The sequence below is a fragment of the Pseudolysinimonas sp. genome, from assembly GCF_039912695.1.
Classification (GTDB): domain Bacteria; phylum Actinomycetota; class Actinomycetes; order Actinomycetales; family Microbacteriaceae; genus Pseudolysinimonas_A.
Window position 1 is genome coordinate 1 of sequence record NZ_JBDSPJ010000005.1, and the last position, 14,145, is coordinate 14,145.

Here is a 14,145-nt window from a genome sequence, read left to right on the forward strand (position 1 = left end):
TACGCCGGGTTCTGTCCGAATCCCGAAGGATTCGTGACGGCCATCTCTCTCGGGACTACGTTGCCGCAGCCCTCTTGCGGTCTACCCGACACCTCGGCGAGCCGCGTCAACGGTGTCTGTCTGACCTTGCTCCGGACGAGGTTTACCTAGCGAGCCCGATCACTCGGGCCCCTGGTGGTCTCTTACACCACCGTTTCACCCTTACCCCGGGACCGAAGTCCCGTGGCGGTCTGCTCTCTGTTGCACTTTCTCGCGGGTTGCCCCGGGTGGGTGTTACCCACCATCCTGCTCTGTGGAGCCCGGACGTTCCTCGGCATCCCCTCGATCGAAACCGAGAGGATGACGCGACCGTCTGGCCGGCCCGTTTGCGTGCTCAGGCTAGCAAACCGGGCTCACGGCGTCTCGGGTCGCGCGAAGGACGCTTTTCTGTCCATCGATTCGTTGGCCATCTTGTCAGCGCGCGCGTTCTCCGCCCGCGGGATCCATTCGAACGACACCGGAGTGCCCGAGAGCAGTTCCCGCGCCTCGGCAGCCAGATCAGCCATGCCGGGATGCTTGATCTTCCAGCGTCCGCTCATCTGCTCGACGACGAGCTTGGAGTCCAAGCGGACGTGGAGTTCGGCATCCGGGTCGATCGCCATCGCACGCCGCACGCCCTCCAACATCCCGCTGTATTCGGCCACGTTGTTGGTCGCAATCCCGACGTAGACGCCGAGCTCGGCAAGGATTTCACCGGTCGCGCCGTCGATGACGACCGATCCGCCGGCCGCGGGTCCGGGGTTGCCCCGCGAACCGCCGTCGGCCTCGACGATCAGCAGGCGGGTCACAGCGTCACCTTGTTCACAGCCCAGACTCCGTTCACAGGCCAGACTCCGTTCACAGGCCAGACCTTGTTCACAGCCCCGACTCCGACGTGCGCACCAGGATCGCGTTCGAGTCGGGGCACAGCAGCACATCGTCGGGCGCTGCCGCGCGCACGACATTCATGTCGGTTGAGTTGAGAGCCACCCCGCTCGCTCCCGAAACTCCGCCACGCAGGTGTGAAGCTCCGATTCCGTAGCGATCACGTTGCTTCTCGTAGAGCGCGAGCAGGTCGGCGGGTACCTTCGAGGCGACCGTCTGCCGGTTCGCGGCCGTGTGGGTGCGTTCGGATTCGAGGACCCCGAGCGCGGAGTCGCGTGCTGCTGTCGCCGCGGCAAGCGCCTCGTCGAGAGCGGTCAGATCGGATGCGGTCGTCGCGAGTGCCGACTCGCGCGCTTCCACGGTTTCCATGACCCCGAGTTCGATATCCTCCAGGTCGCTCTTGCGTCGGGCCAGCGCTTCGAGTTCCTGCTCGAGCGCCTGAACGTCTTTCACCGACGAACTGGTGCGCAACCTGTCGCCGTCGCGCGCGATGCGCGCATCGACAACGGCAACATCCGATTCGGTGCGCGAAAGTTCGAGCCGGATGTCTTCGACGGCGCCGAACTGCTCGGCGCGAAGCCGCTCCAGCCCGGAACGTTGTCCAGCGAGGGAGTCGACGACGTCGCGCTCCGGCAACTTCGCGATGCGATGCGCGAGCTGCTGCAGTTTGGTGTCGAGCTCCTGAAGGTCGAGCAACAGCGCCTGATCTTCGGGACTGGCCTTGAGTGGCACGGATTTCCTTTCTCACGATCGCCGAGGCAATCGTGCCCTCGTCACACGATCGAAAAAGTCCACGGGTCGGTGCGCAACTCGCTCACCGTAATCTCGACACCCGGGAGCGCATGGCGCAACTGGGCGGCCGCGACGTCGAGCCACAGCCATTCGCTGGCCCAATGAGAGATGTCGATCAAGGCGGGCCCGCCGCCGACTCGACCGTTCTCGCTCGCCTCGGAAGCCGGATGATGCCGAAGATCGCTCGTGATGTACACGTCGGCGGCCATCACGTCGGCGAGAGCGAGGTAGGCGTCCCCCGCTCCTGCGCAGAGTGCCACCCGGCTGATCGGGCGGTCGTACTCTCCCGCGACTCGTACGCCCTGCGCCGTCGCCGGCAGCAGTTCAGCAAGACCACCGGCCAGGCGACCGAGAGTGGTCGGCTCCGCGAGGTCGCCCACCCGACCGATCCCGATCGTCGAATCGAATGCCGTGGGCACGAGCGGCCGAGTGTCGCGCAAACCAATCCGCTCGGCGAGCACCGCGGAGGTACCGCGTGCGACGACATCCGCGTTGGTGTGAGCCGCCAAGAGGGCGCAACCTGCCCGAATGAGCCGCGCGATGACCGCGCCCTTGTAGCCGGTCTCGGCGACCGTCGTCACCCCGCGCAGCAAAAGCGGATGGTGCACGAGCAGCAGATCGGCGTGCGCGGCTATGGCCTCATCGACGGTGTCCAGGACGGCATCGACGGCCAGATGGATGCGAGCGACGGGTGCGGCAAGATCGCCCGACAGCAGTCCGACTGCGTCCCACGACTCGGCACCCGACAGGGGCCAGAGCGCTTCGACGCACTCCGCAACCTCGGCCAGCGTCACGGCGGCCAGGGTCACGGCGGCCAGCTCCCCGGCGGCCGGAGTGCCGTCGTTCAGGGGCGCAGTCACGGCTCCGAGTCTACGAGGGGCTGCGACTGCCGGCGGATGGCCGGGACGGCACTCACCAGCGGCAGAAGGATGCCGAGCACGAGTGCGACCAGCACACCAACGTCGCTGGTCAGAAGCGGATCGTTCGCACCGAGGCCCAGGAACGGCAGCAGGTAGCCCTGCCAGTCGAGACCGGGAAGAACCGCCGAGGTGAGGCCAAAGCCCACCACCGTGATCAGGATCAAGCCGATCAGGTTGCCCCAGCGCACGGCCGGGTAGATCCCGCCACGACGCAGCAACGAATCGGAGTGGAAACCGGCCGAGAATCGCGACCGGATCATCATCTCGGCGACGAAAATGCCCGCCCACGCAGCGACCGGAACGGCGATCGTGGTGGCGACATCCCGCACCAGTTCGCGGGCGTCGGTGACGAGGAACACCAGTCCCGCACCCATCGCGAGGACGAGGATTCCTGCCAGCACAGTCGTGAAGGACCGCCTGCCCCGAACCCCGAGCGACTGCAGCGCGAAACCGCCGGAGTAGATAGTCAGCACAACGCCCGACAGCAACCCGAGTGCGGTGGCAGCGAGCAGCGGTGCCGGGTACCACAGGGGCAGAAGGCTGGCGATCGCATGAACGGGGTTTGTAGCCAGGGCTTGCGCGAGTACCGGGTCCGACGCGGCTAGCAACGCCCCCCAAGCGATCAGCAGGAAAGCCGGGAGCGTCGCGCCGAAAGTGGCCCAGAGCATCGTGGAACCGCCGTCGCTCCCCGCCCGCTGGTAACGCGCAACGTCGGCACTCGAGTGCACCCAGGCCAGGCCGACGAAACTGAAGACCAGAACGATTCCGCTGACCAACAGAATCCACGGACCGTCAGCGATGTTTTGCGCGGCCGCGACGTTGAGGTGCGGGGAGGTGATCACGATCAGCCCAATGACGAGGAGGCCGGTCACGATGCTCAGGATGAGTTGCAGGCGCGCGATCAGCCCGTAGCCGAACACCGCGACCACGAATGCGATCAGGAACCCGGCTGCGAGCCCAACGAGAGTCCAGACCTGAGCTCCGAGACCGGCGTCGAGGCCCGCATCGACGAGAACGCTGGCCACGCCGGCGGACAGCATCCAAAGCAGTGCTCCACCCCAGAAGACACGAGAGACGAGCGCGAGAACCGCCGGGAGCGCGTTGCCGACCAAGCCGAAAGTGGCGCGCGAGACGATCATCGTCGGCTGACCGCTCCACTTGCCCGCGAGGGTCACCAGTCCGAGCGGGAGGAATGAGATCGCGACCCCGATCAGGATGGCGACCAGCGCCTGCCGCACGCTCATCCCCATGCCCAAGAGCACCGCGCCGATTGTCAGGCTGACCACCGACGAGTTCGTGGCGAACCAGAGCCAGAACATCCGGGCAGCACGGCCCGCACGCAGATCGTGTGGAGTCGGCTCGACACCCGCGTGCTCGACCAGGAAAGCGGGATGGTGCTCAAGTTCCTCGTCGACCATGGCCGCTTCGTCATCGCCGAGCCTCAGGGTCGCGACCGGCTCCGACGGCGGCGCAACGATGCCGGCAGCACCCGTGGAGTCGACCGCGATCGGCGCGGAACCGAAGGCCCGATCGACGTCGTCGACGACATCGTCGTCCTCATCGGTGAAAGGTGTGGTCGGCATACCGATTTCGGGGTCTGCGACGTTCGGACTAGGGAGGTCGTCGGGATGCGGCGCACCGAGTAAGGCCTCGAAGTCGGATGCGAGCGGGGCGAGTGCGCCCGTCCTGGTGCTTTCGTTCCCGTCGTCGCGAAGCCCGCTGTTGGGGAGATCCGGCTCGTACGGCGGCAGGGCGGCAGGCTCGATGCCGCGTGGCGGCGGAAGGTGGGCAAGATCGACGAGTGCGGCAGCGCCGGGCGGAGGGAGGTCAATCGGCGGGGTGAGGGGCGGAGTCCCGAATCCGGGATTCGGCGGCGGCGCATCGAATACCTGGGCACCAGGCGGTGGCGGACTCGACTCGAGCGGGGTCGGCGTTGCCGGCTCAGGCATCCCGAAGGACGGCGGTTCGACCAGTGCTGGCGGGAGATACGTCGGCGGGGGCGCTACCTCCCAGCTCGGCGGCAGTTCCTCGTCGTAGTCCGGCTCCGGTGGTGCAAACGACGACGGCTCGGGATCGGACGGCGGTTGCGGGAACGAGGGCGGCTCCGCAAACGAGGGCGGCTCCGAGAATGAGGGCGCTTCAGGCAACGTTTCGGGGGGCGGATCCGCAAACAACGGCGCTTCCGGCAACGGTTCGGAGGGGGTCGCGACTGGACCGGCCCCGAAGGGTCGGAACGGCGACGGAAACAACCGCTCCCCGTCCGGAGGAACGTGAGGTTCCGGCGGCACCATGGGAGGCGGCTGAATGTCGATCGGGGCAACCTGCACCGGGGCCGGAGGCGCGACCTGCGCGTCATCGGCGCGACGGCGCAGTTCGCTCTCCAACCGCTCGATCGCGTCGAGCGTGGCACTCGACGATGGGTCGACCGTCGAGGGCAGCCCGGGCTCGGGTGGTGCGTCCGTGGCTGCCGGCATGTCCGGTCCCGCAGACGCCTCAGGTTCGGCAGCGAGCTCGGGCTCGGCCGGTGTCGCAGGTGTCGCAGATCGCTCAAGCGGCGGGGTCACCGTGATCGGGGCGGTATACGACGAGACCTGCGCTGCCAGCACGTCGGCGAGGGCGTCATCGTCGAATGACGGCGGCGCTGCATTCGCCTCGGGAGGCGTGAACGTCGACCGGCGGCGCCCTTGGAACGCATCCGGATCGGGCTCGCCCGCCGGTCCGTCATTGCCCGGTGGTACGTCGGTCATTCTCGGATTGTAGGGGCGGGCGACTTTTCGAGGCGGCGACGGGCCGCAACTCCCGGCGCGAATCTGAGCAAAACTACGACGACCCCGGTCGGTGTGAGGGTTCCGCCGAGATCTGTCGTACCGGCGTAGGGATTCCGTCAGGATCCGGGTTGCCGGCTCGAGGCAGGCGTTCACTCGGTACGAGAACCCGTCTGACCAAGGGAGAAGCACCGTGCTCGATGTCGTCTATGTCGGCGCGATCTTGGCGCTCGTCGCGCTGATCGCTCTGATCGGCAAGGGCGTGCAGAGGCTGTGATCGTGTTCGAGGTCATTGCCGTCGTGCTCGCCATCGCGGCAATTGGGTATCTGGTTGTCGCGCTCGTGAAGCCGGAGCGTTTCTGATGGGGAACGAGCTGACAGGCACAGAGATCTGGGTCTTCGTCGCGCAGTTGGCGACCCTCGCACTCGCGCTGGTCGTCATCCACCGTCCCCTGGGCGACCACCTCGCCCACGTCTACACGTCGGTGAAGGACAACGTTGTGGAGCGCGGGTTCTACCGCGCGATCGGGGTCGACTCGAAGTCTGAACAGACCTGGCCCGTTTACCTGCGCTCGCTCCTAGTCTTCTCAGCGCTGGGCATCCTCGCGGTCTACGGTCTCCAGCGTCTGCAGGAATTCCTGCCATATGCGCTCGGGCTGCCCGCGACCAGCGAGCCTCTCGCCTTCAACACCGCCATCTCGTTCGTGACGAACACGAACTGGCAGTCGTATTCACCCGACCAAACCCTCGGCTACACCGTTCAAATGGCGGGCCTCGCGGTACAGAACTTCCTGTCGGCTGCCGTCGGCCTCGCCGTCGCGATCACCGTCATCCGTGGGTTCGTCCGACGCTCGTCGGGGACACTTGGCAACTTCTGGGTTGATCTCACCCGCGGAACCCTGCGCATCCTTCTGCCCCTGTCGGTACTCGCCTCGGTCGTGCTGCTTGCAGGCGGCGTGATCCAAAACCTTTCCGGATTCCAGGATGTCGCGACGATCACCGGTGGAACCCAGACGATTCCCGGCGGACCGGTTGCAAGCCAGGAGGCCATCAAACTCCTCGGCACGAACGGCGGCGGCTTTTTCAACGCGAACTCGGCTCATCCCTTCGAGAACCCGAGCGCCTGGACGAGCCTGTTCGAGGTATTCCTGTTTCTCGCGATCCCGTTCTCGCTCCCGGCGACGTTCGGCCGGATGGTCGGCGACCGCAAGCAGGGCTACGCGATCGTCGCGGTGATGGCAACGCTGTTCTTGGTGTCGGTGACTCTGATGACCCTCGCCGAGCTCAACGGCGCGGGAACCGCTCCACAACTCGCCGGCGGAGCCCTCGAAGGCAAAGAAGTGCGATTCGGAATCCCCGGCTCGACGATCTATGCCACCGCCACCACGCTCACGTCCACCGGGTCGGTCAACTCGATGCACGACAGCTTCACGTCGCTGGGCGGCGGGATGGCGATGATCAACATGATGCTCGGCGAGGTCGCCCCCGGCGGCGTCGGGTCGGGTCTCTACGGGATGCTCGTGCTCGCGATCATCGCGGTGTTCATCGCCGGCCTCATGGTCGGTCGTACGCCGGAGTATCTGGGCAAGAAGATTGGCGCACGCGAGATGAAGCTCGCGAGCCTCTACATCTTGACCACGCCGATCATCGTGCTGGTGGGCGTCGCCCTGAGTTTCGCGATCCCGGCCGTGCGGGCGGACGTCGAAGCCACTTCGATCTGGAACCGCGGATTGCATGGTTTTGGGGAAGTGCTCTACGCGTTCACCTCCGCGGCGAACAACAACGGATCGGCCTTTGCAGGTCTGACGGCGAACACCCCGTGGTTCAACACAGCCCTCGGCGTTGCGATGATGCTCGGGCGTTTCCTGCCGATCGTTTTTGTCCTCGCGCTCGCCGGGTCGCTGGCCGCGCAGGACAAGGTGCCGGTCACGGCCGGAACGCTCCCCACTCACCGGCCCCAGTTCATTGGGCTGCTTCTTGGAACGTCTGTGGTCGTCACAGCGCTCACCTACTTCCCCGCGCTCGCGCTGGGACCCCTCGCGGAAGGGTTGCACTGACCATGACCACGTTGACCAACACCCCCTCCCGAGACACCGGATCGGCGCCCGCGGGCGCGTTCTCGTTCGGGCAGCTCGTCGCAGCACTTCCCGGTGCTTTGCGAAAGCTTGACCCGCGCCTGATGTGGCGCAACCCCGTGATGCTGATCGTCGAGGCGGGCGCCGTGCTCACGACGGCGATCGCGATCGCGGAGCCGTTCATCGGTCGGTCGTCGTCGGGCGGGTCAGACCTGGCTCCCTCGTTCACCGCCGGAATCGCGGTCTGGTTGTGGATCACGGTGATCTTCGCGAATCTGGCCGAGTCTGTTGCGGAGGGGCGTGGAAAGGCGCAGGCGGCCACGCTGCGTGCGACCCGGACCTCCACCCCGGCCCACCGCCTGGGCAGCTACGTTGACGGCTCCGACGGCCTGGCCGCCTCTCCCGACGAGGTTTCGTCAGCAGATCTTCGACTCGGCGACATCGTCGTGGTGACCGCGGGCGAGATCATCCCCGGTGATGGCGACATCATCTGGGGTATCGCCTCGGTCGATGAGTCCGCTATCACGGGCGAGTCGGCTCCTGTGGTGCGCGAGCACGGCGGCGACCGATCCGCGGTCACCGGTGGTACCCGGGTACTGTCCGATCGGATTCTGGTGAAGATCACCTCGAAGCCGGGCGAGACCTTTGTCGACCGAATGATCCGGCTCGTCGAGGGTGCGTCTCGGCAGAAGACGCCGAACGAGGTGGCGCTCAACATCCTGCTCGCCAGCCTCACGATCGTCTTCCTCGCCGTGGTGGTCACGCTCAACCCCCTGGCGTCGTACGCGGGCAAGCCGGCCAGCCTGCCGGTGCTGGTCGCACTGCTGGTGTGCCTCATCCCGACCACGATTGGCGCTCTGCTTTCGGCGATCGGCATCGCGGGCATGGACCGCCTGGTGCAACGCAACGTGCTCGCCATGTCGGGCCGTGCCGTCGAAGCGGCCGGAGACGTCACAACACTGCTGCTCGACAAGACCGGCACGATCACCTACGGCAACCGTCAGGCGAGCGAGTTCCTCGCCCTCCCGGGCGTGACCGTCGACGAGTTACGGGATGTCGCGCGCCTCTCCTCGCTCGGCGATCCGACGCCGGAAGGTTCCTCGATCGTCACCCTCGCTGGCGGCATCGTTGACACTCCGACGGGCGCCGTGGTGGTCCCGTTCACCGCGCAGACCCGCATGAGTGGGCTCGACCTTCCCGGAGGCCGTGAGTTGCGCAAGGGCGCTGGATCGATGATCGCCCAGTGGGCCGGAGTCTCGCCCGAGGGGCTCGATGCGATCGTGTCGAGGGTCTCCGAGTCGGGTGGCACGCCCCTGGTCGTCGCCGAGAAGTCCGGGAAGTCGGTTCGCGTCCTCGGGGTCGTGCACCTCAAGGACGTGGTGAAAGACGGCTTGACCGCGCGATTCGCGGAACTTCGGGCGATGGGCATTCGTACCGTGATGATCACCGGCGACAACCCGCTCACCGCGAAGGCGATCGCCGCAGAAGCCGGCGTCGACGACTTCCTGGCCGAAGCAACACCCGAAGACAAGATGGCGCTCATCAAGCGTGAACAAGAGGGCGGCAACCTGGTCGCGATGACCGGCGACGGCACCAATGACGCACCGGCACTCGCGCAGGCGGATGTCGGGGTCGCCATGAACACCGGCACGAGCGCCGCGAAAGAGGCCGGCAACATGGTCGACCTCGACTCCGATCCGACGAAGTTGATCGAGATCGTGCGCATCGGCAAGCAGTTGCTGATCACCCGCGGGTCGCTCACGACGTTCTCGATCTCGAACGATGTCGCCAAGTACTTCGCGATCATTCCCGCGATGTTCGCTGGAGTCTTTCCCGGCCTTGCCGTTCTCAACATCATGCAGTTGCACTCCCCTGCTTCGGCGATCCTCTCGGCGGTCATCTTCAACGCCCTGGTGATCGTGGCGCTCATCCCGTTGGCGCTCCGTGGAGTGCGGTACCGCCCGGTGTCGGCGAGCAGGATTCTGTCGCGCAACATCCTGATCTACGGCGGTGGTGGCCTGATCGCCCCATTCATCGGCATCAAGCTCGTCGACCTCATCGTCAGCCTCATCCCGGGCTTCTAGTCCGGGTATCGAAGAACTCAGCGCAGAAGAAGGAATAGTCATGGCAACCCGTCGCGGAACCCTCCGCCAGACCTGGACGGCGCTCCGCGCGCTCGTGGTATTCACGATCGTGCTCGGCATCGGCTACCCGCTCGTCGTGCTCGGCATCGGTCAGTTCGCGTTCCCGAACCAGGCGAACGGTTCGCTGCTGACCGTCGACGGCCGGGTGGTCGGCTCAAGCCTGATCGGCCAGTCATTCACGGATGCTGACGGGAATGCTCTCCCGGAGTGGTTCCAGTCTCGGCCGTCCGCTGCCGGCACAGGCTACGACGGGCGTGCCTCGTCCGGCTCCAACTACGGACCGGAGAACCCCGACCTGATCGCCGCGATCGAAGCCCGCCGAGCGGCGATCGCTGACCTCGACGGTGTCGACCCAGCCAGCATTCCCGCGGACGCACTTACAGCGTCAGCGTCCGGACTCGACCCCGACATCAGTCCGGAGTACGCCTACCTCCAGGTCGCCAGGGTCGCCACCGCACGGGGGCTCTCCGAAGCCGAGGTGCGCGCTCTGGTCGATGCTCACGTTGAGGGTCGTACTCTCGGCTACCTGGGCGAGCCGACAGTCAACGTGCTGGAACTGAACGTCGCCCTCGCGCAGCTGGGGTGACGTTGGACGTCGTGTCGACCGAAGCACCCCGGCCGCAGCCGGGTGGCCGCCGATACCCTAGCCGGATGGCGCACGAAAGTTCCACATCGACCGGGGGCGCTGCGCTCTGGGCATTTTCTGTGGTGGCTCTCGCCTGGGATGCCGTCGCCGCGATTGTCACGGTGGTATTCGCTTTCGCGCTGGCACCGCGCCTTCCGTCAGTCGTGACAATTCTATTTCCGGGCGTTCGTGGCGCCCTCGATATCGCCTACGAAGTGCCGACCGGGGGTCTGACGATCGGTCTCGCCATCGGCGTGGTCGCGTTCGCGGTGATCGCGTTGGTGGTGCGCGTCGTTCAGTCGGACTCTGCGCGAGTCTGGCTCGCCGTCATTCTCGTGATCCTGAGCGTTTTGGTCGCCGTTACCGCCGTCACGATCCTGACGAGCTCGCTCTTCCAGTTGGACGCTGCCGAGCCGCTCACACGCTCGGACCGATCGTGGGTTGGGCTGTTGGTCGCGACGGACGTCGTGTTCCCCGTCACCTTTGTGGCGGTTCTTGCCTCTGCTCTGTTCATCCCGCGTCGCCTCACCCTCGGCGTGTGGCGTGCCCCCGGTCGGCGCCGCACGCCATGACCAAAGGCCGGTTGCGGGTGATGCTCGGGGCCGCACCCGGGGTCGGTAAGACCTTCACCATGCTCGAAGAGGGGCGCAGGCTTCAGCACCTCGGTATCGATGTGGCGGTCGCCGTCGTCGAGACGCATGGGCGGGTTGCGACGTCGTCGCTCCTCGACGGGCTCGAAGTCGTGCCCCGCCGAGTGGTCGAACACCGCGGGGTCGTGCTCGACGAACTCGACCTCGACGCGGTGCTCGCCCGGCATCCCACCGTCGCTTTGGTCGACGAGTTGGCACACACCAACGCTCCCGGTTCGCGCCACGAGAAGCGCTGGCAAGACGTGTCCGAACTCCTGGATGCCGGAATTGACGTGATCTCGACCGTCAACATCCAGCACATCGAGTCGCTCAACGATGTTGTGCAAGGCATCACCGGCATCATCCAACGCGAGACGATTCCGGATGCCGTGCTGCGCGAGGCCGACCAGGTTGAGTTGGTCGATCTCGCGCCGCAGTCGCTACGCAACCGGCTCTCCGAAGGGCTGGTGTACCCGGCCACCCGAGTCGACGCGGCTCTCAGTAACTACTTCCGACTCGGCAACCTCACGGCGCTCCGCGAACTCGCGCTGCTCTGGCTGGCCGACGAGGTCGACTCTGCCCTCAAGAAGTACCGCGCAGAGCAGGGCATCTCGGCGCCGTGGGAAGCGCGGGAGCGGATCGTCGTCGCGCTGACCGGTGGCCCCGAAGGCGAAACCCTGCTGCGCCGCGGAGCCCGAATCGCCGCGCGCTCAAGCGGCGGGCAGCTCTTCGCCGTGCACGTCACCAGTCCCGACGGCCTCGCCGAGCGTGATCCGGCGGTGCTCGCCGGGCAGCGTGCGCTCGTTGAGACGCTGGGCGGCACGTATCACCAGGTGGTGTCGGACCGCGTTCCCGAGGCCCTTGTCGACTTCGCGCGGAGCGTCGAGGCGACCCAGCTCGTGATCGGGGTGAGCCGTCGCGGTCGCGTTGAGGCTCTGCTCGGGGGTGCGGGAACCTCGGGCACCGTCATCCGACTCTCGGGCGAGATCGACGTGCACATCGTGTCGCACGCGCAAGCCGGTGAGCGTCGTTTGCCACGGCTGGGTGGATCGCTCTCGCTTCAGCGTCGCCTGATCGGCTTCGGGATTACCCTGGTCGGGCTTCCCCTCCTGACCTGGCTGCTCTCGGCAGGTCGCAGCGACGAGTCGATTACCAGTGACGTGCTCGCCTTCCAACTTCTGGTCGTCATTGTCGCTCTCGTCGGCGGAATCTGGCCGGCGTTGCTGGCCGCGATCGGCGCAGGTCTCCTGCTCGACTTCTTCTTCGTCGACCCGCTGTACACCATCACGATTTCGGAACCGCTGCACCTCCTCGCGCTGCTGATCTTCGTGGCCGTCGCCGTTCTGGTCAGCGTCGTCGTCGATCAGGCGGCTCGCCGAGCCCGCTCGGCAGCCCGCTCGGCGGCGGAGGCCGAAGTACTCATCACGATCGCGGGAAGCGTCCTCGGCGGCGAGGAGGCCGCGCAGGCGCTGGTCACGCGGCTGCGTGAATCCTTCGGCATGGCGAGCGTGCTGCTTCAGCAAAACGGCGAAATCGTCGCCGTCGCTCGCGACCCCGACCTCATGGCCGACAACGACCAAGAGACAACCATCCCGATTGGTGCCAACGCGGGTCTCGACCTTCGTGGGCGATCCCTGACGCCTTCGGACCGGAGGATTTTGGGTGCCTTCGTTTCTCAACTCGAGACCGCGCTCGAACAGGGTCGACTCCGAGCCGAGGCCGCGGGGGTCCGCCCGCTCGCTGAAGCCGACCGGCTGCGCAGTGCGCTCCTGGCGGCTGTCGGGCACGATCTGCGTCGACCACTTGCGGCAGCCCGCACGGCAGTCACGTCACTGCGCAGCGACGAGGTCGAGCTCGCGGAAGGCGACCGGGATGAGCTGATCGCCACTGCCGACGAGAGCCTTGCCGCGCTCAGCGACCTCGTGACCGACCTGCTCGATGTGAGCCGTCTGCAGGCCGGAGTTCTCGGCGTCTCACTCGGTGATGTCGCCCTCGATGACGTCGTGGGCGGGGCAATCGACGAACTCCGGCTCGGGCCAGGAGATGTGACCCTCGACCTCGCGCCGGTCAGCGAGGTTCGTGGCGATCGCGTTCTGCTCGAACGAGTGATCGTGAACCTCGTCACCAACGCCCTGAGATACGCGCCCGCGGGGACACCCCCGATCGTGGCGACCAGCGAACTCGGCGAGCGCGTGCAGTTACGGGTCATCGACACCGGACCCGGCATCCCCCTGGAACGGCGAGAAGATGTCTTCGTGCCGTTTCAGCGGTTGGGCGATACCGACAACACCACCGGGGTCGGCTTGGGTCTTGCACTTTCGAAGGGTTTCGTGGAAGCCATGGGCGGCAGGCTGGAGGCCGAAGACACTCCGGGCGGCGGCCTGACCATGGTCGTTGAACTCCCGGCCGTCGCGGTGGTGGCGTCGTGAGAATCCTCATCGCCGACGACGATCCGCAGATCCTGCGTGCGCTGCGCATCACCCTGGGTGCGCGTGGGTACGACGTGACGACGGCCTCCGACGGAAAGGCCGCCCTCGACGCTGCCGCCAAAGTGCATCCCGAACTCGTCGTGCTTGACCTCGGGATGCCGGGCCTCAGCGGGGTCGAGGTAATCGAGGCGCTGCGCGGCTGGACGGCGGTTCCGATCCTGGTCGTCTCTGGGCGCACCGACTCCTGGGACAAGGTGGAGGCACTCGACGCCGGCGCGGACGACTACGTCACCAAACCGTTCGCGGTCGACGAGTTGCTCGCCCGCGTGCGGGCGCTGTCGCGGCGCACCCCAACGGCATCCGACGAACCTGTCGTGAGTTTCGGCGACGTCGTCGTCGACCTCGGAGCTCGCGTCGTCACCCGCAACGGTTCAATGGTTCGACTGACGCCCACGGAATGGCGCATCTTGGAACTGCTGGTGCGCAACCCCGGACGTCTCGTCACCCGCGAAACGCTGCTGACCGAAGTCTGGGGACCGCAATACACCTCCGACACCGGGTACCTCCGGCTATACCTCTCGCAGCTGCGCAAGAAGCTCGAACCCGAACCCTCGACGCCGCGCTATCTCATGACCGAGTCCGGGATGGGCTATCGCTTCGTCAGCGATGTGGTTGGCGGCGATTCGGTGGGTGGCGACCCGGTGGGCCCTGAGGGACTCGAACCCCCGACATCCTCGGTGTAAACGAGGCGCTCTACCAACTGAGCTAAGAGCCCCGACCCAACGAACGGGATCGGACCCTCCGATGGTATCGGGCCAATATGCTGGGCGAGCCCCAACTAGCGAACGACGGAAGAGGCAAGG

Annotated in this window: 11 protein-coding genes, 1 tRNA gene and 1 other RNA gene; 7 read left to right on the forward strand and 6 right to left on the reverse strand. The window is 66.4% G+C overall.

Annotated features, from left to right (window positions below; translation table 11 throughout):
• The 5 genes from rnpB to ABIR17_RS02105 all read right to left on the reverse strand — a co-directional run.
• An RNA gene (gene rnpB / locus ABIR17_RS02085) (RNase P RNA component class A) lies at window positions 1-364 on the reverse strand; the annotation flags it as partial.
• A gap of 28 nt (window positions 365-392) precedes the next feature.
• Window positions 393-827 (reverse strand): reverse transcriptase-like protein, encoded by a 435-nt coding sequence (locus tag ABIR17_RS02090; RefSeq protein WP_348002704.1) that lies wholly within the window; start codon window positions 825-827, stop codon window positions 393-395.
• Window positions 828-894: 67 nt separating this feature from the next.
• Window positions 895-1,635 carry a hypothetical protein gene (locus tag ABIR17_RS02095; protein WP_348002705.1) on the reverse strand — a complete coding sequence of 247 codons (741 nt, stop codon included), beginning with the start codon at window positions 1,633-1,635 and terminating at the stop codon, window positions 895-897.
• 41 nt (window positions 1,636-1,676) lie between these two features.
• Window positions 1,677-2,504, reverse strand: coding sequence for a Nif3-like dinuclear metal center hexameric protein (locus ABIR17_RS02100; protein WP_348002735.1), 828 nt, complete (start codon window positions 2,502-2,504; stop codon window positions 1,677-1,679).
• Between the two features lie 47 nt (window positions 2,505-2,551).
• A complete protein-coding gene (locus ABIR17_RS02105; protein ID WP_348002706.1) occupies window positions 2,552-5,362 on the reverse strand; it encodes a cytosine permease in 2,811 nt (936 codons plus the stop codon).
• 291 nt (window positions 5,363-5,653) lie between these two features.
• Here ABIR17_RS02105 and ABIR17_RS02110 point away from each other — a divergent pair, with 291 nt between their 5' ends.
• The 7 genes from ABIR17_RS02110 to ABIR17_RS02140 all read left to right on the forward strand — a co-directional run bounded on the left by ABIR17_RS02110 (window position 5,654) and on the right by ABIR17_RS02140 (window position 14,025).
• Window positions 5,654-5,743, forward strand: a complete 90-nt coding sequence (locus tag ABIR17_RS02110; protein ID WP_348002707.1) for a potassium-transporting ATPase subunit F — start codon at window positions 5,654-5,656, stop codon at window positions 5,741-5,743.
• Window positions 5,743-7,437: a potassium-transporting ATPase subunit KdpA gene (kdpA, locus tag ABIR17_RS02115; RefSeq protein ID WP_348002708.1), complete on the forward strand. Its 1,695-nt coding sequence runs from the start codon at window positions 5,743-5,745 to the stop codon at window positions 7,435-7,437. The genes ABIR17_RS02110 and kdpA overlap by 1 nt, the downstream gene beginning before the upstream one ends.
• A gap of 2 nt (window positions 7,438-7,439) precedes the next feature.
• Window positions 7,440-9,539 (forward strand): potassium-transporting ATPase subunit KdpB, encoded by a 2,100-nt coding sequence (gene kdpB / locus ABIR17_RS02120; RefSeq protein ID WP_348002709.1) that lies wholly within the window; start codon window positions 7,440-7,442, stop codon window positions 9,537-9,539.
• 40 nt (window positions 9,540-9,579) lie between these two features.
• Window positions 9,580-10,185 carry a potassium-transporting ATPase subunit KdpC gene (gene kdpC / locus ABIR17_RS02125; RefSeq protein ID WP_348002710.1) on the forward strand — a complete coding sequence of 202 codons (606 nt, stop codon included), beginning with the start codon at window positions 9,580-9,582 and terminating at the stop codon, window positions 10,183-10,185.
• Between the two features lie 65 nt (window positions 10,186-10,250).
• The gene (locus tag ABIR17_RS02130) at window positions 10,251-10,796 is read left to right on the forward strand and encodes a hypothetical protein (protein ID WP_348002711.1); all 546 of its coding nucleotides are present in this window, start codon (window positions 10,251-10,253) and stop codon (window positions 10,794-10,796) included.
• On the forward strand, window positions 10,793-13,282 hold the full coding sequence (locus ABIR17_RS02135; RefSeq protein WP_348002712.1) for an ATP-binding protein: 2,490 nt from the start codon (window positions 10,793-10,795) through the stop codon (window positions 13,280-13,282). The genes ABIR17_RS02130 and ABIR17_RS02135 overlap by 4 nt, the downstream gene beginning before the upstream one ends.
• Complete coding sequence (locus ABIR17_RS02140; RefSeq protein WP_348002736.1) at window positions 13,279-14,025, forward strand: response regulator transcription factor; 747 nt, start codon at window positions 13,279-13,281, stop codon at window positions 14,023-14,025. Before ABIR17_RS02135 ends, ABIR17_RS02140 begins: the two co-directional genes overlap by 4 nt.
• Here the strand turns inward: ABIR17_RS02140 and ABIR17_RS02145 are convergent.
• Window positions 13,985-14,057, reverse strand: a tRNA-Val gene (locus ABIR17_RS02145). The two genes, ABIR17_RS02140 and ABIR17_RS02145, sit on opposite strands and share 41 nt — an antisense overlap.
• Between the last annotated feature and the right edge of the window lie 88 nt (window positions 14,058-14,145).

Bases quoted from the DNA above. Each gene is read 5' to 3' on its own strand.
- ABIR17_RS02105 (WP_348002706.1), bottom strand. From the start codon at position 5,362: ATGACCGACGTACCACCGGGCAATGACGGACCGGCGGGCGAGCCCGAT.
- kdpA (WP_348002708.1), top strand. From the start codon at position 5,743: ATGGGGAACGAGCTGACAGGCACAGAGATCTGGGTCTTCGTCGCGCAG.
- kdpB (WP_348002709.1), top strand. From the start codon at position 7,440: ATGACCACGTTGACCAACACCCCCTCCCGAGACACCGGATCGGCGCCC.
- kdpC (WP_348002710.1), top strand. From the start codon at position 9,580: ATGGCAACCCGTCGCGGAACCCTCCGCCAGACCTGGACGGCGCTCCGC.
- ABIR17_RS02130 (WP_348002711.1), top strand. From the start codon at position 10,251: ATGGCGCACGAAAGTTCCACATCGACCGGGGGCGCTGCGCTCTGGGCA.
- ABIR17_RS02135 (WP_348002712.1), top strand. From the start codon at position 10,793: ATGACCAAAGGCCGGTTGCGGGTGATGCTCGGGGCCGCACCCGGGGTC.